This is a genomic window from Streptomyces sp. NPDC012794, from assembly GCF_042901085.1.
GTDB lineage: Bacteria > Actinomycetota > Actinomycetes > Streptomycetales > Streptomycetaceae > Streptomyces.
Map to the genome: position 1 here is coordinate 454,021 of NZ_JBIBCI010000004.1, position 21,547 is coordinate 475,567.

The 21,547-nt window shown below is 73.5% G+C and carries 21 protein-coding genes and 1 tRNA gene; 12 read left to right on the forward strand and 10 right to left on the reverse strand.

Annotated features, from left to right (window positions below):
• Positions 1–125: 125 nt before the first annotated feature.
• Positions 126–623 (forward strand): GNAT family N-acetyltransferase, encoded by a 498-nt coding sequence (locus ACFY7H_RS10675; protein ID WP_388936243.1) that lies wholly within the window; start codon positions 126–128, stop codon positions 621–623.
• Here the strand turns inward: ACFY7H_RS10675 and ACFY7H_RS10680 are convergent.
• Positions 620–2,668, reverse strand: coding sequence for a DHA2 family efflux MFS transporter permease subunit (locus tag ACFY7H_RS10680; RefSeq protein ID WP_388936092.1), 2,049 nt, complete (start codon positions 2,666–2,668; stop codon positions 620–622). The genes ACFY7H_RS10675 and ACFY7H_RS10680 overlap by 4 nt on opposite strands.
• A gap of 133 nt (positions 2,669–2,801) precedes the next feature.
• On the opposite strand from ACFY7H_RS10680, the gene ACFY7H_RS10685 reads away from it, so the two are divergent.
• Together ACFY7H_RS10685 and ACFY7H_RS10690 are read left to right on the forward strand one after the other, a co-directional pair.
• Complete coding sequence (locus ACFY7H_RS10685; RefSeq protein ID WP_388936095.1) at positions 2,802–4,016, forward strand: peptidoglycan-binding protein; 1,215 nt, start codon at positions 2,802–2,804, stop codon at positions 4,014–4,016.
• A gap of 132 nt (positions 4,017–4,148) precedes the next feature.
• Positions 4,149–4,832, forward strand: coding sequence for an HAD-IA family hydrolase (locus ACFY7H_RS10690; RefSeq protein ID WP_388936098.1), 684 nt, complete (start codon positions 4,149–4,151; stop codon positions 4,830–4,832).
• Positions 4,833–5,508: 676 nt separating this feature from the next.
• On the opposite strand, the gene ACFY7H_RS10695 is transcribed toward ACFY7H_RS10690, so the two are convergent.
• Positions 5,509–6,090, reverse strand: a complete 582-nt coding sequence (locus ACFY7H_RS10695; RefSeq protein ID WP_388936101.1) for a TMEM165/GDT1 family protein — start codon at positions 6,088–6,090, stop codon at positions 5,509–5,511.
• A gap of 537 nt (positions 6,091–6,627) precedes the next feature.
• Between ACFY7H_RS10695 and ACFY7H_RS10700 the strand changes: the two genes are divergently transcribed.
• The 4 genes from ACFY7H_RS10700 (at position 6,628) to ACFY7H_RS10715 (ending at position 10,672) form a co-directional block, all read left to right on the forward strand.
• On the forward strand, positions 6,628–7,302 hold the full coding sequence (locus ACFY7H_RS10700) for an HNH endonuclease family protein (protein ID WP_388936104.1): 675 nt from the start codon (positions 6,628–6,630) through the stop codon (positions 7,300–7,302).
• A 163-nt stretch (positions 7,303–7,465) separates the two neighbouring features.
• Positions 7,466–9,127 carry an alkaline phosphatase D family protein gene (locus ACFY7H_RS10705; protein WP_388936107.1) on the forward strand — a complete coding sequence of 554 codons (1,662 nt, stop codon included), beginning with the start codon at positions 7,466–7,468 and terminating at the stop codon, positions 9,125–9,127.
• Between the two features lie 103 nt (positions 9,128–9,230).
• Positions 9,231–9,839 (forward strand): DedA family protein, encoded by a 609-nt coding sequence (locus tag ACFY7H_RS10710; protein WP_388936110.1) that lies wholly within the window; start codon positions 9,231–9,233, stop codon positions 9,837–9,839.
• Positions 9,840–10,171: 332 nt separating this feature from the next.
• Positions 10,172–10,672: a hypothetical protein gene (locus ACFY7H_RS10715; protein WP_388936113.1), complete on the forward strand. Its 501-nt coding sequence runs from the start codon at positions 10,172–10,174 to the stop codon at positions 10,670–10,672.
• An 8-nt stretch (positions 10,673–10,680) separates the two neighbouring features.
• Here the strand turns inward: ACFY7H_RS10715 and ACFY7H_RS10720 are convergent, their stop codons facing one another.
• Both ACFY7H_RS10720 and ACFY7H_RS10725 read right to left on the reverse strand, forming a co-directional pair.
• The gene (locus ACFY7H_RS10720; RefSeq protein WP_388936116.1) at positions 10,681–10,908 is read right to left on the reverse strand and encodes a DUF2277 domain-containing protein; all 228 of its coding nucleotides are present in this window, start codon (positions 10,906–10,908) and stop codon (positions 10,681–10,683) included.
• 7 nt (positions 10,909–10,915) lie between these two features.
• Complete coding sequence (locus tag ACFY7H_RS10725) at positions 10,916–11,557, reverse strand: hypothetical protein (protein ID WP_388936120.1); 642 nt, start codon at positions 11,555–11,557, stop codon at positions 10,916–10,918.
• A gap of 101 nt (positions 11,558–11,658) precedes the next feature.
• Here ACFY7H_RS10725 and ACFY7H_RS10730 point away from each other — a divergent pair, with 101 nt between their 5' ends.
• Entirely contained in the window at positions 11,659–11,733 is a 75-nt protein-coding gene (locus ACFY7H_RS10730; protein ID WP_099895366.1) for a 50S ribosomal protein bL37, read from the forward strand.
• 56 nt (positions 11,734–11,789) lie between these two features.
• Here the strand turns inward: ACFY7H_RS10730 and ACFY7H_RS10735 are convergent.
• Positions 11,790–11,861 (reverse strand) — tRNA-Val (locus ACFY7H_RS10735).
• A 106-nt stretch (positions 11,862–11,967) separates the two neighbouring features.
• On the opposite strand from ACFY7H_RS10735, the gene ACFY7H_RS10740 reads away from it, so the two are divergent.
• The 3 genes from ACFY7H_RS10740 (at position 11,968) to ACFY7H_RS10750 (ending at position 14,461) form a co-directional block, all read left to right on the forward strand.
• On the forward strand, positions 11,968–13,212 hold the full coding sequence (locus ACFY7H_RS10740; RefSeq protein WP_388936123.1) for a hypothetical protein: 1,245 nt from the start codon (positions 11,968–11,970) through the stop codon (positions 13,210–13,212).
• 304 nt (positions 13,213–13,516) lie between these two features.
• Entirely contained in the window at positions 13,517–14,245 is a 729-nt protein-coding gene (locus ACFY7H_RS10745; protein ID WP_388936125.1) for a DUF4383 domain-containing protein, read from the forward strand.
• 9 nt (positions 14,246–14,254) lie between these two features.
• Positions 14,255–14,461 carry a zinc ribbon domain-containing protein gene (locus ACFY7H_RS10750; RefSeq protein WP_388936127.1) on the forward strand — a complete coding sequence of 69 codons (207 nt, stop codon included), beginning with the start codon at positions 14,255–14,257 and terminating at the stop codon, positions 14,459–14,461.
• A 16-nt stretch (positions 14,462–14,477) separates the two neighbouring features.
• Here the strand turns inward: ACFY7H_RS10750 and ACFY7H_RS10755 are convergent, their stop codons facing one another.
• Genes ACFY7H_RS10755 through ACFY7H_RS10770 form a run of 4 tightly spaced genes read right to left on the reverse strand, consistent with a single transcriptional unit; the run spans position 14,478 to position 19,613 of the window.
• Positions 14,478–15,137: an O-methyltransferase gene (locus tag ACFY7H_RS10755; protein ID WP_388936129.1), complete on the reverse strand. Its 660-nt coding sequence runs from the start codon at positions 15,135–15,137 to the stop codon at positions 14,478–14,480.
• On the reverse strand, positions 15,134–15,955 hold the full coding sequence (locus tag ACFY7H_RS10760; protein WP_388936132.1) for an HAD family hydrolase: 822 nt from the start codon (positions 15,953–15,955) through the stop codon (positions 15,134–15,136). The genes ACFY7H_RS10755 and ACFY7H_RS10760 overlap by 4 nt, the downstream gene beginning before the upstream one ends.
• Positions 15,952–18,426 carry a phosphoribosyltransferase gene (locus ACFY7H_RS10765; protein ID WP_388936135.1) on the reverse strand — a complete coding sequence of 825 codons (2,475 nt, stop codon included), beginning with the start codon at positions 18,424–18,426 and terminating at the stop codon, positions 15,952–15,954. The genes ACFY7H_RS10760 and ACFY7H_RS10765 overlap by 4 nt, the downstream gene beginning before the upstream one ends.
• Before the next feature lie 11 nt (positions 18,427–18,437).
• Positions 18,438–19,613, reverse strand: a complete 1,176-nt coding sequence (locus tag ACFY7H_RS10770) for an HpcH/HpaI aldolase/citrate lyase family protein (RefSeq protein ID WP_388936137.1) — start codon at positions 19,611–19,613, stop codon at positions 18,438–18,440.
• Between the two features lie 194 nt (positions 19,614–19,807).
• Between ACFY7H_RS10770 and ACFY7H_RS10775 the strand changes: the two genes are divergently transcribed.
• Positions 19,808–20,590, forward strand: coding sequence for a TerD family protein (locus tag ACFY7H_RS10775; RefSeq protein WP_388936140.1), 783 nt, complete (start codon positions 19,808–19,810; stop codon positions 20,588–20,590).
• A gap of 38 nt (positions 20,591–20,628) precedes the next feature.
• Here the strand turns inward: ACFY7H_RS10775 and ACFY7H_RS10780 are convergent, their stop codons facing one another.
• Positions 20,629–21,369, reverse strand: a complete 741-nt coding sequence (locus tag ACFY7H_RS10780) for a Tellurium resistance (protein WP_388936142.1) — start codon at positions 21,367–21,369, stop codon at positions 20,629–20,631.
• Positions 21,370–21,547 lie beyond the last annotated feature (178 nt).

Consider the following 21,547-nt stretch of genomic DNA (forward strand, 5'->3'; position numbering starts at 1 on the left):
ATTCCACGCGGAGGGTTCGGCGGGCGCTGCACAATGACGCCATGGACAGGAATTCGATCACCACGACAGGCACCACGACAGGCACCACGACAGACGCCACGGCCACCGTGAACGGCAGGTGGGAGGTGGTCGCGGAGCCCTTCGCCACCCCGGACGCCACGGCGCTGCGCCGCGCCTATTACGCGGAGGTCGCCGGGCGGTACTGGGAGCGCTCCGTCACCGAGGCCGAGATCGACCAGGGGATGCTGGACGACCCGGCGGACGGGCTCGTGCCGCCGACGGGCCAGTTCGTGGTCGGCCGGCTCGACGGGCGGCCCCTGGCGTGCGGCGGAATACGCCTGCTCGACCCCGCCACCGCCGAGCTCACCAGGGTGTACGTGGACCAGCGCGCCCGCGGCACCGGCGGCGGGGCGGCCCTGCTCGCCGCCCTGGAGGAGGCCGCCCGCGAACTGGGCGCCACGCGCGTGCGCCTGGACACCCGCTCGGACCTGGTGGAGGCCCGCGCCCTGTACGCGCGCCACGGGTACCGGGAGATACCCGCGTACAACTCCGGGCCGTACGCCGAGCACTGGTTCGAGAAGAACCTCGACGGCGGTGGGACCGCCGCCGCCGTCTCCTCCTAGGCGGGGGCGTGGTCGCGGCGCGGAAGCGCGTCGTAGGGCTCCTCGGAGTCGGATCCGCAGAGCTCCCGGTTGAGCTCCTCGACCAGCTTGACGAGGTCGGTGGGCCGGTCGGGCCCCCACCAGTCGCCGAGCAGCTCGGCGAGTGATTCCTGCCGCGCCTGCGCCAGCCGGGCCGCCACCTCCCTGCCCCGGTCGGTGAAGACGAGCTGGAGCCCTTCCCTGGTGGCGAGAGCGCGTTCCTCGATCTGGCGGGCGGCCTCCGTGATGGTCTTGAGCGGGACGGCGGTGCGTTCCGCGAGCACGGCCGGCTCGACGGAGCCGTACTTGTTGATCCGCAGCAGCAGCCAGCTCGCGGCGGGCAGCAGGTCGTAGCCCGCCTTCGCGGTGATCTTCTCGTAGACGTGGCGGCGGCCTTCGCGGGTGCCGAGCACGGACAGCGCGCGGGCGACCTCCTCGTGCGAGGAGCGGTGCACGGGGTTGGACGCCAGGGTCTCCGTCACATCGGGTGCGGTGACGGACGCGCGCAGCTTGTCCTCCTTCAGGAACCAGGAGACGAGGAAGGCGAGCAGCACCACGGGCACCGCGTAGAGGAACACGTCGGTGATGGCGGAGGAGTAGGCGTCCAGCACCCGTGGGCGCAGCTCGGGCGGGAGGGAGCCGATGGCCCGGGGGTCGGCCTCAAGCCGTGCGGGGGTGGCGGTGGGCGGCAGCGGGACCCCCGCGAGGGTGTCGGACAGTTTGTCGTCGAGCCGGTTGGTGAAGACCGTGCCGAAGACGGCGACGCCGAAGGAGGCGCCGATGGAGCGGAAGAAGGTGGCGCCGGAGGTGGCGACACCGAGGTCGGCGTAGCTGACCGCGTTCTGCACGACGAGGACGAGCACCTGCATGACCAGTCCGAGGCCGATGCCGAAGACGAAGAAGTAGACGCTCGTCTCCCAGTCGGAGCTGGTGCGGTTCAGCTGGTGCAGGAGCAGGAGGCCGAGGGCGGTGACGGCGGTACCGGTGATGGGGAAGACCTTCCAGCGGCCGGTGCGGCTGACGATCTGTCCGGAGGCGGTGGAGGCGATCAGCAGGCCGAGCACCATCGGCAGCATGTGGACGCCCGACATGGTCGGTGATACGCCCCGGACCACCTGGAGGAAGGTCGGCAGGTAGACCATCGCCCCGAACATCGCGAAGCCGATGACGAAGCTGATCACCGAGCAGAGGGTGAAGGTGCGGATCCGGAACAGGCCGAGCGGCAGGACCGGTTCCGCGGCCCGCCGCTCGACGAAGAGGAACGCGACGAGGAGGACGGCGCCGAGGACCGCGAGTCCGATGATCCGGGCCGAGCCCCAGCCCCAGGTGCCGCCGAGCGAGGCGACGAGCACGAGGCAGGTGGCGACGGAGGCGATGAGGAAGGTGCCGAGGTAGTCGATGGTGGGCCGGGAGGAGCGCACCGGGATGTGCAGGGCGGCGGCGATGACGAGGAGCGCGACGAGACCGATGGGGAGGTTGATGTAGAAGACCCAGCGCCAGGAGAGGTGGTCGACGAACAGGCCGCCCAGCAGGGGCCCGAGGACGCTGGTCGCGCCGAAGACGGCCCCGAAGAGGCCCTGGTACTTGCCGCGCTCGCGGGGCGGGACGATGTCGCCGACGATCGCCATCGACAGCACCATCAGTCCGCCGCCGCCGAGGCCCTGGATGGCGCGGTAGCCGATGAGCTGGGGCATGTCCTGGGCGAGGCCGCAGAGGGCGGATCCGATCAGGAAGATGACGATGGCGGCCTGGAAGAGCTTCTTGCGTCCGTACTGGTCGCCGAGCTTGCCCCACAGCGGTGTGGCGGCGGTGGCGGCCAGCATGTAGGCGGTGACCACCCAGGACAGGTGCTCCATGCCGCCGAGGTCGCTGACGATCGTGGGGAGGGCGGTGGAGACGATGGTCTGGTCGAGTGCGGAGATCAGCAGGCCCAGCAGCAGGGCCCCGATCGAGACGAGCACCTCGCGTGAGGCGTGTTCGGCGGCGGGCTTCGGGCCCCTGGCCGACGCGGTCACATCCTGAGCCATCGACTCCTCCTCTCCTCAGGCCGGATCAACATCTCCATCCTGAGCGGTGTGTCCCGTTATGGCCTCTCGGAAGGGTTGGGTGGGGCCGGAGGGGTCTGCATAATCGCTGGCAATGTCCAGGGGAGGGGTACCAGTGAGCACAGAGCGCTGTCCGGAGTGCGGCGCCGTGGGCGTCGGCTGTGAGTGCGCGCGGGGCGTGGGATTCAACCCGCTGCGCATTCGGCCGTACGTGGCCATGCCGGGGGCCGACCAGACCCCGCCGTCCCCCCAACCGGTCTTCGGCGCCATGGCCCAACCGGACCCGGACCGGGGCGGGGTCGTGGGCGCGGACGGCGGCACGTACCCGGGCACGAACCCCGGCACGCCCTACCCGGCCGTCCCCCCGGCTGCCCAGGAACCCCCGGCGCCCGCTCCCACACCCGGCTTCTTCGCGAGCGTGCCGGGGGCCGGGCCGGGTGATGCCGGGCCCGGCGCCGGCTCGGCGGGCGCTCCCATGGACCCGCCCGGTGTTCCGCATCCGACCGAGGCGACTCCGTGGCCCGCCTACACCGCCGGGGAGGGCCCGCGGGGCCCGGTGGCCCAGGGACCGGACATCGCACCGCACGGGCACGCCGCCGGGGGCGACGAGGCCCCGACGGCCATGCTGCCGCCCGTCCCCGCCGGACCCGGTCCCGTGGAGGGGCCGGGCACCCCGCCGTACGGGACACCCATGGCGGGACCCGTACCGCCGGCGGAGCAGACGGTGCAGCTCCGCGCCGTCCCCCTGCGAGGGCCCGACGGCCGCCCCGCCGAGCGGGCCCGCTCCCGGCGGCTGCCGCTGCTGGCCGCTACGGGTACGGCGGTGGCCGTCGGCGCGGTGGCGGTGGCCCTCGTACTGCTCACGGGGTCCGGGGAGCACGACGCGGCGCTGGTGGACCCGAAGCCGTCGTCGCCCGTCACCGAGTCCGCCCCGGCCGTGCCGTCCGAGGCGCCCTCCGGCCCGACGGCGAGCCCCTCCGCCTCGGCCCCGTCCTCCCCGTCGGCGAGCGCCTCCCGCTCGGCGTCCGCGTCCGCCTCCCCGAGCGCGTCCCGTTCGGCGCCGCCCTCCCCCACCGCGACCCGCTCCCCGAGCCCCTCGGCCCCGGCGAAGTCGGCGAAGCCCGCCACGCTGCGTCCCGGCGACTCGGGCCCCGAGGTGGAAAAACTCCAGCGGCTGCTGTGGGAGCAGGGGCTGTACCGGGGCAGGTTCGACGGCCGGTACAGCCGCGGCGTGGAGCGGGCGGTGGCGGACTTCCAGCTGGAGAACGGGATCTACGAGGACGATTTCGGCGTCTACGGCCCGGCGACCCGCAGCGCCTTGGAGGGATAAGTCACTCGGCCGTCGGTGGCGCGCACCCTGCCAGGTTTTGTATCGTGAAGAAACAAAGTGGTTCCGTCCGCAATCCCTGACCGGTGGACGGAACCACTTGTTCTCTTTAACCACCCGTCTGGAGCCCCGCCGATGCCGGCCAGCACCACCACCGCCACCGCCGTCCTCACCGCCAGGGCGCTGCTCCTGGACATGGACGGGACCATCGTCAATTCCGACGCGGTGGTCGAGCGCTGCTGGCGCGAGTGGGCGCTGTCGCACGGGCTGGACCCGCAGGAGGCCATGAAGGTGGTCCACGGCCGACAGGGCTACGCCACGATGGCGATCCTGCTGCCCGAGCGCCCGATGGAGCTCAACCACGCCGAGAACGCGGTGATGCTGGCGCGGGAGACCGCCGACACCGACGGCGTGGTCCCCGTCGCGGGCGCCCCCGAGTTCATGGCGTCGCTGGCGGGCCTGCCGCACGCCCTCGTCACCTCGGCCGACGCCGCCCTGGCCGAAGCCCGGATGACGGCCGCCGCGCTTCCGATGCCGGCCGTTCGGGTCACCGCCGAGTCCGTCGGGGCGAGCAAGCCCGACCCCGAGGGCTTCCTCAAGGGCGCCGCCGAGCTGGGTGTGGACCCGGCCGACTGCGTGGTCTTCGAGGACTCGGGGGCCGGTATCGCGGCAGGCCTGGCGGCCGGCATGCGCGTGATCGGTATCGGCCCCCGCGCCGCCGCGCACGGCCCGACGGCCCACGTCCCCGACCTGACCTCGGTCCGCGTCGGCCCCGCCGGGGAGGGCACAATCCGCCTCACCCTCACGCTGCCCGTATGACCCTCACGCGCCGCCCGCTCCCGCCACGGGTCCGGCGCAGGCAGTAGGCCCGGGTCACCACCGCCAGGAGCGGCCCCCAGGCGAGTACCGGGGCGTAGCAGGCCCACTGGGCCCACGCGGCCGGGCCGCTGGTCGCGAAGGTCTCGCCGGTGTCGTTCAGCGGGGGGACGAAGCCGAACAGCTGGGTTGAGGGTGGCGTACGCGGCGAGCGCCGTGACCAGGAAGGCGCCGACGGAAGCGCAGGTCACCGCCGTGCGGAGCGGAACCGTCCAGCCTCCGGCGAAAGGCACCCAACGGGGCGGCCGCTCACCCCAGGGTGCGACCAGGCCCAGGGTGAGGAGCGCCAGGCACTCGGCGACCAGCGAGAGCACGTACCACCGCTCCCCGGGCAGCCATACGTGCCCGGGGCCAGTCGGGCCAGCCGGCGACGAGCGCTATCCGCCACAGCCCCGAGACAGGGCGCACAGGGGGACGGCGTAGGCCGCCCATCTGAGGTGGCGGGGCACGCCGTGGAGGCTCTGGGACTGGCCGGCGGTCATCGTCGTTCCTCCCGCTCGCTCTGATACCGCCATGCTCGTCCCCGAGTGAAGGCCCCCACATCCCCCGCCAGTGGGGGCCCTCTCCCCCGCGCGGGGGAGCCCGGGGCGGCAAGGGGTCCCGGCCGGATCGGCCCGGATCAGCCCGCGATCGCCTCGTACAGCGAGAAGCCGGCCAGTGCCGCCATGACCACCGCGGCGACCCTGGTGATGAGCCGCAGCGGTACGTACTTCATCAGCGTGCGCCCGCCCAGGATGCCGATGCCCGCGACCGCCCAGAGCGCCAGCACCGCGCCGAGGCCCACGGAGAGCGGGTCGTCGTACCGCGCCGCGAGGTTCGCCGTCATGATCTGGGTCAGGTCACCGAACTCGGCCACCAGGATCAGCATGAAGCCGGCCCCCGAGACCTTCCAGAAGGACTGGTCCGCAGGCGGCTTGACCTCCTCGTCCTCGTCGTTCTTCTTCAGGAGCAGCATGGCCGCGCCCGCGAGGAAGAGGAGACCGACGACGGCCTGGACGAGCCGGTGCGGGAGGAGCGTGAGGACGCTGCCCGCGGCGATGGCGAGGGCGACGTGCACCGCGAAGGCGGCGGCGACACCCGCGAAGACGTAGGAGGCGCGGTAGCGGGTGCCGAGCATCAGGCCGGCGAGGGCCGTCTTGTCGGGGAGTTCGGCCAGGAAGACGACGCCGAAGGCGATCGCGAGGACGCTGAAGCTGAACACGGGGTGGGAACCTCGATCGGTCGGTCGGGCAGGACGCCGTCGGACCGAGAGACCTGGGTTCTTCAGGGGTCGCTTCGGCTCGGCGGCGCCCTGGGAGGTGCGATCACGTCACGCGCCACGCATCAGCATGCGTCGCGCGTGCCACGTCACATGGACAGGGCACTGCGGCCGAAGGTCTCGCTGGCCGGCCGCTGACGCGGTCTGCCTCCGGGCGCCGGCTGGATGACCCAGCAGTATGTCGACGGTCCGGCGAAGAGCTACTCCCCTTCTGCTCCGTCCAGGGTACGCGACGGCGCCGACGGGGCCACGGCGTCCGGTATGTGAGCTTGACCCCACTCGCCCCCACTTCGGACCCCACTCCGAGCACCGGAATCCTAACTTCCCTTTGAGTGGGGGACGTTGTCGCCCTTGATGTGACGTGCCCATGTCGGCAATCTGTCACCTGGCGCCCCCCCCCCCCGACATCTGGCGCCGCCACCATGGCCGCGCCCCGCCGGGGCCGCACGGCCACACCCCCCCGCACCCAGGGAGCCCTCCATGGCCCTCATATCCACCCGCACGCCCTCCGTCTACGCGCGTCGCATCGGGCGCGCGGGCGTCCTCGCGTCCGCCGTCGCCCTCGCCTCCCTCACCTCGCTCGTGAACGCTCCGGCCGCCCTGGCCGCCCCGCCCACCCCCATCACCGCCGCCGAGGCCCGCTCCTACCTGGCCACCGTCAACCCGGCGGCCGAGGGCTCCCTCACCGGCTACAGCCGCTCCCTGTTCCCGCACTGGAGCACGGTCTCCGGAACCTGCAACACCCGCGAGACGGTCCTCAAGCGCGACGGCGTGAACGTCGTGACCGACTCCTCCTGCGCCTCCGTGAGCGGCAGCTGGTACTCGGAGTACGACGGCGCCACCTGGACCGCCGCTTCCGACATCGACATCGACCACATGGTCCCGCTCGCCGAGGCCTGGCGCTCCGGGGCCAGTTCCTGGACCACCACCAAGCGCCAGCAGTTCGCCAACGACCTCACGCGGCCGCAGCTCATCGCCGTCACCGACAACGTCAACCAGGCCAAGGGCGACCTCGACCCCGGCAAGTGGCTGCCGCCGCGCACCGAATACCGCTGCACCTACGCCCGCATGTGGGTCCAGGTGAAGCAGTACTGGGGCCTGCGCATGGACTCCGGGGAGAAGACCGCCCTGGTGAACCTCCTGAGCGGCTGCTGACCGGGAGCCCCGCCCGGTCCTTCCCCGATCGCCGCCCGGCCCTCTCCGGGCCCCCTCGGGAAAGTCCCGGGGTTTTCACCCGCCCTATCCCCCGCCAGGGGGAGGCCCCGCCCCCTCCCGCCCCTTACCGTGATCGAAAGGGCTGCCGAGGAGGGGGAGTTGGATGGCCGGGCTGCGACTGGGACCACTGCTGCGCTACGTCGACTGGGACGCGGGCGATTCCGCCACGATATGGGTCGAGGCGGACCGCCCGTGCACGGCCGAGGTACGGTGCGCCGACGGATCCGGCGGCAGCATCCGCACCTTCCAGATAGCCGGCCACCACTACGCACTGGTACCGGTCACCGGCCTGACCCCCGGCACGACCACGGCGTACGAGGTGCTGCTCGACGGGCGCCTCGTCTGGCCGGCGGACGGCGACGGTTTCCCGCCGAGCACCATCAGCACCCCCGCCGTGGGGGGCGGCCCCGGGCGGCCCGCCCCAGGGCTGCGCGTCACCTTCGGCTCCTGCCGTCAGGCGGCCCCGCCCGCCGGCCGGCGCGGGCCGCACGGGGCCGACGCCCTCGACACGCTCGCGGCGCGGCTGGCCCACCACCCCCAGGAGGTACGGCCGGACGTCCTGCTGCTGCTCGGCGACCAGGTGTACGCGGACCAGCTCTCGCGCGCGACCCGCGAATGGCTCGCCGCCCGCCGCGACCTGCGGGAGGCACCCGGCGCGCAGGTCGCCGACTACGAGGAGTACACCCGGCTGTACTACGAGTCCTGGCTCGACCCGGAGATCCGCTGGCTCCTGTCGACGGTCCCCAGCCTGCACATATTCGACGACCACGACGTCATAGACGACTGGAACACCAGCGCGGCCTGGCTGGCGCAGATGCGGTCCACTCCGTGGTGGTCGGAGCGGGTGCTCAGCGGGCTGATGTCGTACTGGGTGTACCAGCACCTGGGCAACCTCTCCCCCGCCGAACTCACCGCGGACACGGTGTACACGGCCGTACGTTCCACCCCGGACGGCACCGACGCGCTGCGCGCCTTCGCGGCCTCGGCGGACGCCGACCCGGCTTCGGTGCGCTGGAGTTACCGGCGGGACTTCGGCCGGTCGAGGCTGCTGATGGTGGACACCCGGGCGGCCCGGGTACTCGCCGAGGACGGACGGGCCATGCTCAACCCGGGGGAGCAGCTCTGGCTCCGGGAGAACGCGCTGGACGGCCACGGGAATTACGACCATCTGCTGATCGGGTCCTCGCTGCCGTGGCTGCTGCCGCCGCTGATCCATGACGCGGAAGTGTGGAATGCCGCGCTCTGCCGGGGCGAGCGCGGGGCGCGGTGGGCGCGCGTCGGGGAGGACCTGCGGCGGCGCAGCGATCTGGAGCACTGGGCGGCGTTCCCCGCGTCGTTCGCGGCGCTGAGCGACCTGATCGAGGAGGTGGGCACCGGCCCGAGGGCCCCGGCGACGGTCGCCGTCCTGTCCGGGGACGTCCATCACGCGTACGTGGCCGAGCCCCGAATACCCAGCACAGCCCGGGTGTTCCAGCTGACCTGCTCCCCCGTGCACAACTCCATCCACCGGGTGGTGAAGTGGGGGTTCCGGCTGGGCTGGTCGCGGCTGGGCCGGTGGCTGGGGCGCGGCTTCTCCCGGCACGGCCGGACGGGCAGGCCGCCGGTGAGCTGGCGCCGTACGGGTGGACCGTGGTTCGGCAACCAGCTGATGACGCTGGCCCTGGCGGGCCGCAGCGCCCGGCTGCGGCTGGACCAGGCCCGGTCGGGCCGGGCCGGGGCCCGGCCGGTGACGGTGCTGGACCGGGAACTCACCGCGGCGGAGTAGGCCAGGGCTTCCCCGGCCCGGTGCCGGGCGTACGCTGTATGGCTGTCAGCCGCCCCTGCCGCTCCCCGCGACGACGCGGCGCTTCGGACTGGGGAGTCCCGCTTTGCTTGAGACTCTGGGGTCGTTGACCACGAGCCCTTGGATCTACGCCGTGGTGGCGGTGTCGGTGGTGCTCGACGTGTTCCTGCCGGTGCTGCCGAGCGGGATGCTGGTGATCACCGCCGCCGCGGCCGCGGCCACGGGTTCACCCGCCCAGGCCCCCGACATCAGGCTCCTGCTGGTGGTCGCGGCCACAGCCTCCGTACTGGGCGACACGGCGGCGTACAGGCTGGCCCGGCGCGGCGGGGACCGGCTGGACCGGGCCATCGCCCGCTCCCGCCGGCTGACCCGCGCCCAGGAACGTCTGGGAACCGCCCTGGCCAGGGGCGGCGGCGCCCTGGTGGTCATCGCCCGCTTCGCCCCGGCCGGCCGCTCGGTCGTCTCGCTGGGCGCGGGCCGGACGCGGCGCAAGGCGTCGGAGTTCCTGCCCTGGTCGGTGCTGGCGGGCATCAGCTGGGCGAGCTACAGCGTGTCGCTGGGCTACTTCGGCACCCAGTGGCTGGGCACGGCCTGGCTCGGCACCGCGGTCTCCCTGGCCGCCCTCTTCGCGGCGGGCTCCCTGGCCGCCTACCTCGTACGCCGCCGCCCCTCCCCCTCCCCAGCCCCGGCCTGACCCCCCACCCCTCCCGGCTCGCCCGACCCGCACAGAACCCGGGGCAGGCTCTGACTCGCGCGCCGCGCCCCGCTCCAAGCCTGACCCTGTCCCGCCACCCACCCGCGTCCTCCCGGACCGTCCCACGCGCGCACCCGCACCTGCACCCGCAACGGCACCCGGGCAGACGTTGACAGGGATGCGCCACCCCCCGAAAGGAGCAGGCCGGTCACCCGTTCACCCGGCAGGGATCGCCGCCTCCCTCAGGGGCTTCTAGCGTCCAGAAGACGGCGCAACCCATCCGCATCCCGACCCTGGCCGCGCCGTTTCGACGAGCCCGAGGAGTGCCCTCCATGACCCCCACGCGCACGCGCAACCGGAGCCGCCTGACCGGGATCGCCGCCGCGACACTCGTCGTCGCGGCCGTCGCACCCGCCACGCTCGCCTCCGCCGCCCCCTCCGCCACTGTCTCCCCGAGCACCGTCGCCCCCGGCGGACGCGTCAGTCTCAACGTCGACGGCTGCGACACCTCCACCGCCAGGGCCTCGTCCCGCGCTTTCGGCGACGTCTCGCTGGCTCCGGGCAGCCGGAACGCGAACAACCTCTCCGGCACGGCCACCGTCTACCGCGACGCCGCCACCGGCTCCTACCCCGTCACCTTCGAGTGCGGCGGAGCCGGGGGCCGCCGCGTCACGGTCACCCTCCACGTCAGCCCCGGCGCAGCCCGCGGCGGCCTCGGCGGCAGCGTCGAGTCCATGAGCCCGGGCCAGATCGCCCTGGGCGGCACCCTCGCGGCCGGCGCGCTCGGCACCGGCATCTGGCTGCTGCGCCGCCGCTGGGCCCACACGGGCTGACGGCCCGGTCAGACGGCGGCGGCCGTCCGGCCCCGGACCTGCACGCCGTCGAGCAGCGCGGCGGTCGCCTCCGCGACGGCGTCCACGGCGGCGTCGAACACCTCCTGGTTGTGCGCGGCCGGGGCACGGAACCCGGACACCTTCCGTACGTACTGGAGCGCGGCCGCGCGGATCTCCTCCTCGGTGGCCTTCTCGGGGATGGCGGGCGGGCGCAGGGTCTTAATGGAGCGGCACATACCTCCACTATGGCGCGGCCGGCGGCAGCTCGGCCCCGGAAAGCTTCATGATGAGCCCGGCCTGGAGCCTTCCGCGCAGCTCCGGGTCGGAGACCTCCTCCAGGAGCCCTATGGCCTGCTGGGTGCTCTCGGCGGCCCGCCGGTCCTCGCGCAGGGACGCGGTCTGGGCGGCCATGTGCCGCAGGGCCAGGTCGGCGCGCCGGTGGAACAGCTGCCCGACGAGGGTGACGACCAGGCCGGCGGAACTGGTGACGACCCCGATGTACGCGTCCCCCGTGCTCTCCGCCTTCCACACCGCGAGCCCGACCCCGAGGAGCAGCACGGCCGCGCCGACCCCCGCGAACCGCTGGCTGGTGGCGAAGCTGCTGCGCGCCTGCGTCAGGCCGTACGCGTAGTACTCCACGAGGATCGGCGTGAAGTCGTCATTCCGGTCCCCCAGCTCGGCCGACGCCCCCTGATGCGCCCCGGCGTCCACCAGCCGCGGATCCCCCACTTCACGCGGCCCCTCGCCCAGCCGCGCGAGCAGCCGCTTCCGCTCGGCGTCCCGCTCCCGCTCGAACCGGCCCTGCGCCAGCAGGGCGACCACCAGCAGCCCGAGCCCCACCACCCCGAGCCCCGCGACCCAGACCCACTCCGCTCCCCCAGCCACACCTTCCAGATCCCCGCGTCACCGCGCGGGAAACCGGCCCGGAACCTAGACTGACGAACGCCCGGATCGTTCGGCACCAGGGACCCCGAGGGAGCCACACCATGGCCAAGCGAGGAAACAAGAAGCGCGCCCGCAAGAAGAAGAAGGCCAACCACGGCAAGCGCCCCAACGCCTGAACCCCAGACACACAGAAGACCCCCCGCCGTGACCGGCGGGGGGTCTTCGTCGCGTGTGGGCGTGGACGGTTTCGAACCGCCGACATCTGCTTTGTAAGAGCAGCGCTCTACCCCTGAGCTACACACCCGTGGACGAGTGGACAGCCTACATGCAGGGCGGACCCCCCACGCAATCCCGTTCCCGTGGGGGAGAATGGACCGGGGCATGGGCGGACGCGGCACGGGAGAGGGATTGTGACGACGGCATCCCGGCGGTGGTTCGGTGGGCGGGACGAGAGTCGGCGGGCGGATGCGCAGGCGGCGAAGGACGCCGCGGCGGCCGCGTTCTACGAGCTGGACACCGCGCAGCGGGATCTGCGGATCTCCATCGAGACCATCGCCGCCGCCGACGGGTCTCCCGCGGCGCGGCAGGCCACCGAGGGGTTCGCCGCGCTCGGGCGGCGGATCGACGAGGTGAGCCGCGCGTACATCGAGGCCGTCGACGCGCACGACCTGGACCGGGTCGACCTGGAGGGCGCCGCCGCGCACCAGGCGCGGCAGCTGCTGACCCGGGCGCGGGACGAGCTGGTGCGGGTCAAGGGGGAGCTGGAGCGGTTCGCGCAGGGGCTGCAGCCGCTGCTGGACAAGGCGGAGACGCAGCTGGCCCGCGTCGCGCCCGCGCGGGAGCGTGCGAAGGCGGCGCTGCTGGCGGCGAGTGACGCGCTGGACGCGGTACGGGCCCAGGGGATGCGGGCCGACGACCTCGCGGCGCGGCTGGCGGCGCTGGGGCCGGAGCTGACGAAGCTGAACCAGGGGGCGGCACGGCACGGGGTGCAGGAGACCGTGCAGCGTGCCGACCGGATCCTGCGGGACGCGGAGACCGTACGGGCGGAGGCGGTGCGGCTGCCGGAGCGGGCCGCGGAGATCGACCGGCGGCTGGTGAGCCTGCGGACCCGGGCGCAGGCGCTGCGCAACCGGGCGGACCGCGTGGATCCGGTGCTCAGCGAGCTGAGGCGCCGCTTCAGCGCGGCCTGCTGGCAGGACCTCCAGCACGTCCCCGATCAGGCGGTACGCGATGTCGCGCGGGCCGAGGACCGGCTCGGGGAGGCCGCCCGGGCGCGGGAGGAACAGCGCTGGGCCGACGTATCGGCACTGGTCGGGGCGGTACGGGCCGCGCTGGACGCCACCGACGAGGCGGTGTCGGCCGCGCAGGACCGGCTCACGCGGCTGGAGGCGGTGGCGCGGGATCCCAAGGCGGAGGCGGAGCGGACCCGGTTCGCGATCCGGGACGCGCAGCGGCTGGCGATGGCCGGCCGGAGCGTGCCCGATCCGCGGCACGCGCGCCCGCTGGACGAGGCGGTGGCACGGATGGAGCGGGCGCTGGCCGGGCTTGAGGGCCGGCACCCGGACTACTGGCACTTCCTGCAGGAGATGGAGCAGGTCCGGGTGGCGGTGGGCCGGGTGGTGTCGGACATCCGCGACCAGCGCGGGACCGGGTAGCCCGCCGCCGGCCGGGCCGGCGGACGGTGGGCGACGGGCCGTGGAGGGCGGCGGCGCGGCGGGTGCACACGCCGGGCTCGTGCCGCTCGTGCTCAGGAGCATCCGTGGTTGCCCGGGGCGGGCGGCGGTCTGCAGGGCGGACACCGGGCCCGCGGCCGCGGTTGCCCCCGGGTTGCGGACGGGGCAGCACGTCCGGGTGCGCGCCAGAACAGCCGGCGGAAGCGCCACCAGCCGGGCCCATGACCCCCGCGGTTGTCCGGGCGGGGGCGGCGGCGGATGCTGGAACGGAGCAGAGGAGGGCGTTATGGCCGCCCGCATGTTCCACCGGCCCCGCACCCGCTACGCGCCGCCGCCCCTACCCCCCGTGCGTCACGAGCCCTATGCGGCGCACGCGGCGTACGGGTGCACGGAGCCCCACGAGCACTACGCGCCCTACGTGCCCCACGAGCCGTACGGGCCGCCGCCCGGGCCTCGGGGCCCGCGTCTGGTGGAGCGCCTGCTGCACCCCGTCAACGCCCGGCTCGACGAGCACCTGCCCGCCGACCACAAGCTCAGCAAGGTCTACCGGGTCGGTGCGGGCCTGACCGGCCTGCTGCTGATCGCCTTCGGGATCCTCGGGCTGATCGACCGGATCGGCTTCTTCGACACCGGTGGCGACACGGTGCTGGCCCTGAACACCAACGGCGCGCTGAGCGTCCTGTCGATCTGCATCGGCGCGCTGCTGTTCGCCGGGATGGTGATCGGCGGAACCTTCGCCTCCACCCTGAACATCGTGCTCGGGCTGGCTTTCATCGCGAGCGGCTTCATCAACCTGGCCCTGCTGGACTCCAGCCTGAACTTCCTGGCGTTCCGGATCCAGAACGTGCTGTTCAGCTTCGTCGTCGGCGTGATGCTGATGTGGTTCGGGATGTACGGGCGGGTCGGCAGCGCCCTGCCGCACGACAATCCGTACTGGCGCGCCCGCCACCCCGATCAGGCGGCGCGCGAGCAGCGGGTCCGCGAGGGATTCCGGTCCGGCCGCGGCACTGCGTAGCCTGTGCTCATGCCTCGTTACGAATACCGCTGCCGGACCTGCGACGACACCTTTGAGGTCAGCCGGCCGATGGCCGAGTCGTCCGCGCCCGCCGACTGCCCTGCCGGGCACGCCGACACCGTCAAGCTGCTCTCCGCCGTCGCCGTCGGCGGGACCAGCAGTGCTCCCGCGCCGGCCGGCGGGGGCGGCTGCTGCGGTGGGGGCGGCTGCTGCTGACGCCCCCGGGGCGGGCTCAGCGCTTGCGCGAGAGGGTCAGGCCGTCGGAGATCGCCAGCAGGACGGACTCCATGCGGGTGTCGGCCATGGCGTGCTCGTTGAACGCGCGGACGCTCGCCCCCCGGCCGGTGGGTGACTCGTCGAGCACCGTGCCGTGGAACAGGGTGTTGTCGGTGACGATCAGCCCGCCCGGGCACAGCCTCGGCACCAGCTCCTCCCAGTAGAGGATCTGGTTCTCCTTGTCGGCGTCGACGTACGCCATGTCGATGTGCGGCTTCGCCGGCATGGCGCGCAGGGTCTCCAGCGCGGGGGCGATGCGCAGCTCGATCCGGTCGGCGACGCCCGCCGCCCGCCACGCCTCGCGGGCGTACGCGGTCCACTCCTGCGACACGTCACAGGTGATCAGGCGCCCGTCGGCGGGGAGGGCCTGGGCCAAGGACAGGGCGGAGAAGCCGGTGAAGGTGCCGACCTCCACGATGTGGCGGGCTCCGGTCAGCCGGACCAGGAAGGCCAGCAGCGGTCCCTGTTCCTCCGCCGACTGCATGCCGGCCGACTCGGGGAACTTCTCCCAGGTGGTCCTGACCAGCCCCCGCTGGACCTCGTCCAGCGGGGGGTTGTGGGCCAGGACGTACTGGTAGAGCTCGTCAGTGATCTTGGTGCTGTTGCCCTTGGTCATGCGGTCAGTGTCGCAACCGCCCGGCCGAATTCCCGGACGATCTGCTCACCCGCCACGACTCCGGCCGCGCTCAGGGCCGTCACCGTGGGCGCGGTCCAGCCCGCGTCGGCCAGCTCCCCGTGCCCCGGCCGCCAGGCCCGGTCGGCCGCCAGCAGCAGGTCGGCGTCCAGCAGCGAGTCGCCGGCGGCGAGGGTGGTGGAGGCGCCCGTGCGGCGGGCGATCTCCCGCATGGCGGCGCTCTTGGTCAGCGGCCGCGGGACGGCGTAGATCTTGCGGCCCTGGAGCGAGACCGTCCAGCCGCGCGCCCCGCACCACTCCGTCAGGGCCTTGAGCCACTCCTCGGGCACCAGCGCCCGCTCGACGACCAGGTACGCGAAGAGGTCCTCCGCCACGCGCGTCTTGCGCAGCCACACCGGGTCGGACACGGCCAGGAGGTGCTGGTGCACCTCCTCCAGCGGGGCGCATTCCGCCGCGAGGCGTGCGGCCACCGCGCGCCGCCAGTCCCGGTCCGGGACGCCGTCCACCAGCAGCTGGCCGCCGTTGGCGCAGATCGCGTACCGGGCCGCCGGGCCGGGGAAGCGAATCCGCTGGTACTGCTTGCGCGTGCGGGTGGTGGTCGGGACGAACACCGCCGCCGGGTCGGCGGCCAGCCCGGCGAGCAGCGCCGCCGCCGTCTCCGTCATGTAGGACAGCGGCCTGCTCTCGTGCACCTCGACGCACAGCAGCCGGGGGGCCTCGGGGTCGGGCATGGTCAGGGCGAGGGCGGCCGACGAGTAGATGAGCGTACGGTCGAGGTCACTGGCTACGAGGACGGTCACTTGGAGGCCACAGCCTTTCCGTCGGCGCCCGTGGCGCCGCGCGTGAAGCGCGGGTGGATCAGTCCCACGCACATGTAGGGCAGGTCGTCGACCTCCTCGACCGGCACGCCGCGCTGCTCGGCGAGCAGGCGTACGTGGTCCAGGTCGGAGCCGGCCCCGCGCTGGGCCAGGATCTTCCACGGCACGCGGCGCAGCAGCACCCGGGTCGTCTCGCCGACGCCCGGCTTGACCAGGTTCACGTCGTGGATGCCGTACTCCTCGCTGATCCGTTCCACCGCCGCCCAGCCCGCCCAGGTCGGGGTGCGGTCGGCGGCGAGGAGCTCCTTGACCTCGGCGGCGACCGTGTCGGCGACCTCGTCGAAGCGGGCGGCCACGGTGTCGACGAAGGCGGCGGAGACGTCGGCTCCGGCCAGCTCCCGGTAGAACTTCGCGCCGTGGAAGTCTCGGGGCCCGACCAGGTCGGACCTGAGCACCGTACGCGAGACGAGTCCGGAAACGGTGGAATTCAGGCAGGCGGAGGGGATCAGGAAGTCCTCGCGGGTGCCGTACGTGTCCACGCAGGACCCGGGGTCGGCGAGGACGACGATTTCCGGGTTGAAGCCTTCGAAGCCGGTCAGGGCCTCCCGCAGCTCGCGGGTGATGGCGCCCTTGCCGGTCCAGCCGTCGACGAAGACGACGTCGGCCGGGTCGTGGTGGGCGGCGAGCCAGCGCAGGGCGTTGGCGTCGATGCCGCGGCCGCGCACGATGGAGACGGCGTAGTGCGGCAGGTCCAGGCCGTGCCGGGCACGGGCCCAGCGGCGCATCAGCACGCCGACGGGGGTCCCGGCGCGCGCCAGGGAGACCAGCACGGGCGAGGGGGATCGCTCGGCGAGCACGGTCTCGGTGACGGTGCCGACGGCACGGGCGATGCGCGCCGCCGAGGCGTCCAGGGCGTTGCGGTACAGCTCCTGGTACTGCGGCGAGGGCTGGTACTCGACGGGCAGGGACTCCGCGTAGTGGGCGCCGCCCGCCTGGATGGCCTCCTCGCGTTCCTCGGTCGGGGCCTCCAGCCGCACGCCGGAGAGGTCCTGGAGGAGCCAGCCGACGTCCTCGGGGGCGTACGAGGAGAAGGCCGGCCCCCGCAGCGGTTCGGGCAGCGGCGGCTCGGTCACGGTCGGCTCCTGCCGGTCGGGGACGTAGGACGGGACGACGGCCAGGACGACCCGGCCGGTGTGCGGGGCGAGCCGGGCGAGCAGTCCCGCGTGGAGCCGGGGCGTGTCCCCGGCGGAGTCGACGACGGCGACGACGGTGTCGAAGCCGGCCCCGGCGACGTTGTAGGCGTAGCGGTCCCCGGGCCCGTCGGCGGGGTCGTCGTGGGCCGGGAAGACCAGCCGGGTCCGGATCGCGTAGCCGGGGTCGTCCACGGCGAGCACGGGCGAGCGGGTGGTGGTGGAGAACCGCACCTCGCGGGCCGCGCCGGATTCCTCCAGGGCCCGCGCGAGGCGCAGCGGCGCGTACATCAGCTCCTCGTTGCCGAGTACGAGGACCCTCCCGGGCCGCTCGCCCAGCGCGCCGGCGAGCCGCGCGGCCATGCCCGGCAGGGCGGCCTCCAGCGTCTCGCGGTGCGCGGGGGTGAAGCCGTGCCGTCCGCCGTCCGGCAGCCCCGCGGGCCAGCCGAGCCGGACCCGGGTGACCGTGGGCGGGGCCCCCGGACCCGCCCCGGCATCGGCGACGGCGTCACCATCGGCGCCGGCGGCCTCGTGCTCCTCGACCAGGGCCCGCCCCTTGGCCAGGACCCCGTCCGGGAGGGAGACCGTCCCGGACGCCAGGGCGATCAGGTCGACCTGCGCGCCGAGCTCGGCGGCGAAGGCGGTGAGGCGGTCTCGGTCGGCGGCCGAGCGCATGTCGACGAGGGCGACGACCACGTAGTGCGCGCGGGGGTGGCGGGCGTGGAGGTCGCGGATGGTGTTCAGGACGGTGTTGCCGGTGGAGAACTCGTCGTCGACGAGGACCAGCGGCCCCTGCCCGGCCAGCAGGGCGGGGTCCTCGGGCAGCAGGAGGTGCGAGGTGGCGTGCGAGTGGGCCTCCTCGAACCCGCCGGCGGGCCGCAGCCCGGGCACCGGGCGGCGCGTGGAGTGCAGGTAGGGGGCGGAGCCCAGGCCGTCGGCGACGCAGTGGCCGAGGCCGGTGGCGGTTTCGGCGTAGCCGAGGACCACCGCGGCGGCGGCGGAGTCCCCGAGCAGCTCGCGGACCCGTACGCCCAGCCCGTGGCCGGCGGTGTACACGGCTTCGGGGGACTGCGGGACGTGTTTGCCCAGGACCTGCGAGACGAGCAGGTGCGCCCGCTTGGGATTGTGCCTCAGGGCCAGCCCGAGCAGCTCCTTCAGCCGCGGCGATGTCTCGCCGGAGGCTTGGCTCAGGTCCACGCCCAGCCGCTCGGCGACCCAGGTTCCCGACCACACCGTGTCGATCGTCTTGCCCTTCCTCGTCATGGCCGGCCGGCTCACACCTGGAGCCCGGCCGTCAGGAGGTCGACGAAGCCGACCTCCTCCTTCGCCACACCGAAGACCTCGGCGCGCAGCATGGTGCGCTCGGCCCAGGCCCGGTGGGGCTTCACCTCGTTCATCTTGTTCGTGTAGGCGGAGCGCATCACGCCGCCGCCCCCGCGCTCGGGGCGCAGGATGTCCTGGGCGTCGCTGAACTCCTCGTGGGAGACCACCGACAGCGCGTGCACCGGCGTGACGTGGGCCGGGTGGATGCAGGTCTTGCCGAGCAGCCCGTTGGCGCGGTCGAGCTCGATCTCGCGCAGCAGCCCGTCGAGGTCGTGTTCGATCAGGGCGGTGCGCAGTTCCTCCACGCCCTCCTCGAGGAAGGGGCTGCGGCGCAGCTGCGGCTTGAAGAGGCGCTGCTGGCTGCGGAAGTACTCCCAGACGGGGCCGGTGACGGTGAAGCCGGTGCCGTCGGCGCGGCTGAGGACGTTGACGACGTCGGCGATGACCCCGGCGACGATCTGGACGTCGTAGGCGGTCATGTCGGGGGTGCGGCGCAGTCCGTAGAGGGAGCAGAAGTCGGTGACGCCCAGGCGCAGGGCGAGGACCCGCTCGCGGTAGCGGTTGACGGTGCGCGAGATGCCGGCGAGGGCCTCGACCCGGGTTTCGAGGTGGAGGAGGTCGGGGGTCTCCAGGACCGGCATGGCGTACAGCCGGGGCAGTCCGGCGGCCGCCTCGGCGTGGGCGACGGCGTCGAGGAAGGCCGTTCCACGGCTTTCGGTGAATTTGGGTAGTACGAATCCGGCCAGGTTGTGCACCGAGCGGCCGAGCCGCCGGACGAGATCGGGTATCTGCTCGGGGGTGCGGACGCGGATGAAGAGGAGCGGCAGCCCGGCGGGGCCCGCCCCCTCGGGGTCGAGGGCCGCGAACTGCCGGACGAGGTTCTCCTCGCCGTCCACCACGTCGGCGTCGCTGATGGAATCCTCCAGGCAGAGCACCATGGAAACGACGCCCCGGCCGGCCTGCTTGCGGATGTCCTCGGCCAGCTTCGGCCGGGTGGCGGGGCTGTAGAGGGTCGCTCCGAGGGCGGCGGCCAGGATGCGGGCCGGGGAGGCCAGGGTGAACTCGGCCGGCTCCTGGTGGAAGAGGTCCTTGCGGACGGTGGGCGATATGTGCCCGAAGTGACGCATGTGCTTCCCCCGTACTGCCTCGGCGGCCCAACTGGCGTGGCCGGTAATAGTACGTACGAACGCGAGTCAAGAGTTCCTCAAGCACATGAAGTTCAGGTAACCCTCTCGCACCATGCCCAGCCCCCGCTCTCGGGACAAGGCCCTACGGGGGGCCGCATTGTCCCGGTCGGCCCCGGGAGGGCAGGATGACGGGCATGACGCACGCGATGCAGAAGGGCTCCAACATCCCGGTGGCCGCCACGGCGGTACGGGCGGTACTGCGCTGGACCACCGGACCCGAGGTGCCGGACGTGGACGCCTCCGCGCTGCTCGTGGGGGCGGACGGGCGCGTGCGCTCGGACGAGGACTTCGTGTTCTACAACCAGCCCCGGCACCCCTCGGGGTCCGTGTGGCGCCTGGGCAAGAAGCAGGTGGGCAACGGGGTCACCGACGCCGTCCAGGCGGACCTGCGTGCCGTTCCCCCGGCCGTGGACCGGATCCTGGTGGTGGCATCCGCCGAGGACGTGCCCTTCGAGCAGGTCCGCGACCTGCGCATCCAACTGTACGACGCCACCCCGGGCGGCGCTCCCGAGCCGCTGGCCCACTTCGACGTCCGCCCGGAGACCGGCGCCGAGACGGCGCTGATCTGCGGGGAGCTGTACCGCCGGGGCGAGACGTGGAAGTTCCGCGCCCTGGGCGAGGGCTACTCCGACGGCCTGGTGGGGCTGGCCACCGACCACGGCATCTCCGTCGACGAGAACGCAGCCGAGGCGGCCGGCTCCGCCGCGGAGGCGGCCCCCGCCACCGCCCCCGCCCCGGGGTCGGAGCAGACCGCCCCCATGCGCCCTCCGGTGCCGGCGCCGGTCACGCAGGCCCCGCCGGCCGCCCCGCCGGCCTACGGCTACCCGCAGCCGGTGTCCCCCGCCCCGGTGCCGGCTCCGGGCGGCGACCCGTCCTTCCGGCTGCCGGTGCAGGGTCCGCAGTTCATCCGGCGCTGACCGGACGGGCGCCGGGCGGGGCCGCGCGGCCCCCGCGCTCAGGCCTTGGTGCTCTTGTAGCCCCGGCCCCACTGGAGCCCCCAGCCGTACAGCCGGTCCAGCTCGGCCTGGAACCCGTACACGAACTTCACCTCGCGGCGGACGAGCAGCTCCCCCTTGACGTTCTCCAGGGAGAGGACCGCGCAGGAGCGGGCCTGCGGGTGCCGCTCGTCCAGCGGGATCTCGATCCTGGGTCCGGCGGTCGGATAGAGGGTGACCAGGGCGTGGGTCCGGTCGAAGGCCGGGGTCTGGTCGTAGATGTAGACGAAGACGAGCAGCCGTTTGATCTCTGCGGCGTGGTCGAGGTTGATGTACAGGGTCTCCCCCGAGCCCGAACCGAACCGGTCGTCGCCGCTGAGCTTCACGTACGGCGGGTCGTTGAGGTCGCCGAGCAGGTTGCCCAGGGGCTGTACGGCGCCCCGGGTGCCGTCGGTCAGCTCGTAGAGGCAGCCCATGTCCAGGTCCACGTTGACCATGCCCTGGGTGTGGGCCTGCACGATGTCCGGTTTGAAGAGTTTGAACGGATGCCGGAAGAGCTGGCCGCTCTGGCCGGAGCGGCCGCCGAAGTCGGAGGTGCGCATCCGCCAGGAGAGGTTCACGCGCATGTTGCCGTGGACGGCCTGCTGTTTGGTGAGCGACACCGTCGGGTGCCGTTTGGTCAGCTCGATGGCGTTCGACGAGGCGTTGCCCGAGTCGAAGCCCATGGCGCGAGCGCCCCTGATCCCGTCGAAGAACCCCATGTGTTCCAACCCCCCGGGTCGGTCGGTGCGGAAATGCGGCGGGGGGGGGGGGGGGGGGGGGGGGGGGGGCCCGGGGGCCCCCCCCCCCCCCCCCCCCCCCGCGCCCAACCCCCCCCCCCCCCCCCCCCCCCCGGGGCCACCCGCCCCCCCGCCCGGCCCCCCCCGCCCCCGGGGGCCC

Coding starts and splice junctions, on each gene's coding strand:
- ACFY7H_RS10680 (WP_388936092.1), bottom strand. CDS start 2,668: ATGGCTCAGGATGTGACCGCGTCGGCCAGGGGCCCGAAGCCCGCCGCC.
- ACFY7H_RS10690 (WP_388936098.1), top strand. CDS start 4,149: ATGCCGGCCAGCACCACCACCGCCACCGCCGTCCTCACCGCCAGGGCG.
- ACFY7H_RS10700 (WP_388936104.1), top strand. CDS start 6,628: ATGGCCCTCATATCCACCCGCACGCCCTCCGTCTACGCGCGTCGCATC.
- ACFY7H_RS10705 (WP_388936107.1), top strand. CDS start 7,466: ATGGCCGGGCTGCGACTGGGACCACTGCTGCGCTACGTCGACTGGGAC.
- ACFY7H_RS10715 (WP_388936113.1), top strand. CDS start 10,172: ATGACCCCCACGCGCACGCGCAACCGGAGCCGCCTGACCGGGATCGCC.
- ACFY7H_RS10720 (WP_388936116.1), bottom strand. CDS start 10,908: ATGTGCCGCTCCATTAAGACCCTGCGCCCGCCCGCCATCCCCGAGAAG.
- ACFY7H_RS10745 (WP_388936125.1), top strand. CDS start 13,517: ATGGCCGCCCGCATGTTCCACCGGCCCCGCACCCGCTACGCGCCGCCG.
- ACFY7H_RS10750 (WP_388936127.1), top strand. CDS start 14,255: ATGCCTCGTTACGAATACCGCTGCCGGACCTGCGACGACACCTTTGAG.
- ACFY7H_RS10755 (WP_388936129.1), bottom strand. CDS start 15,137: ATGACCAAGGGCAACAGCACCAAGATCACTGACGAGCTCTACCAGTAC.
- ACFY7H_RS10765 (WP_388936135.1), bottom strand. CDS start 18,426: ATGACGAGGAAGGGCAAGACGATCGACACGGTGTGGTCGGGAACCTGG.
- ACFY7H_RS10770 (WP_388936137.1), bottom strand. CDS start 19,613: ATGCGTCACTTCGGGCACATATCGCCCACCGTCCGCAAGGACCTCTTC.
- ACFY7H_RS10775 (WP_388936140.1), top strand. CDS start 19,808: ATGACGCACGCGATGCAGAAGGGCTCCAACATCCCGGTGGCCGCCACG.
- ACFY7H_RS10780 (WP_388936142.1), bottom strand. CDS start 21,369: ATGGGGTTCTTCGACGGGATCAGGGGCGCTCGCGCCATGGGCTTCGAC.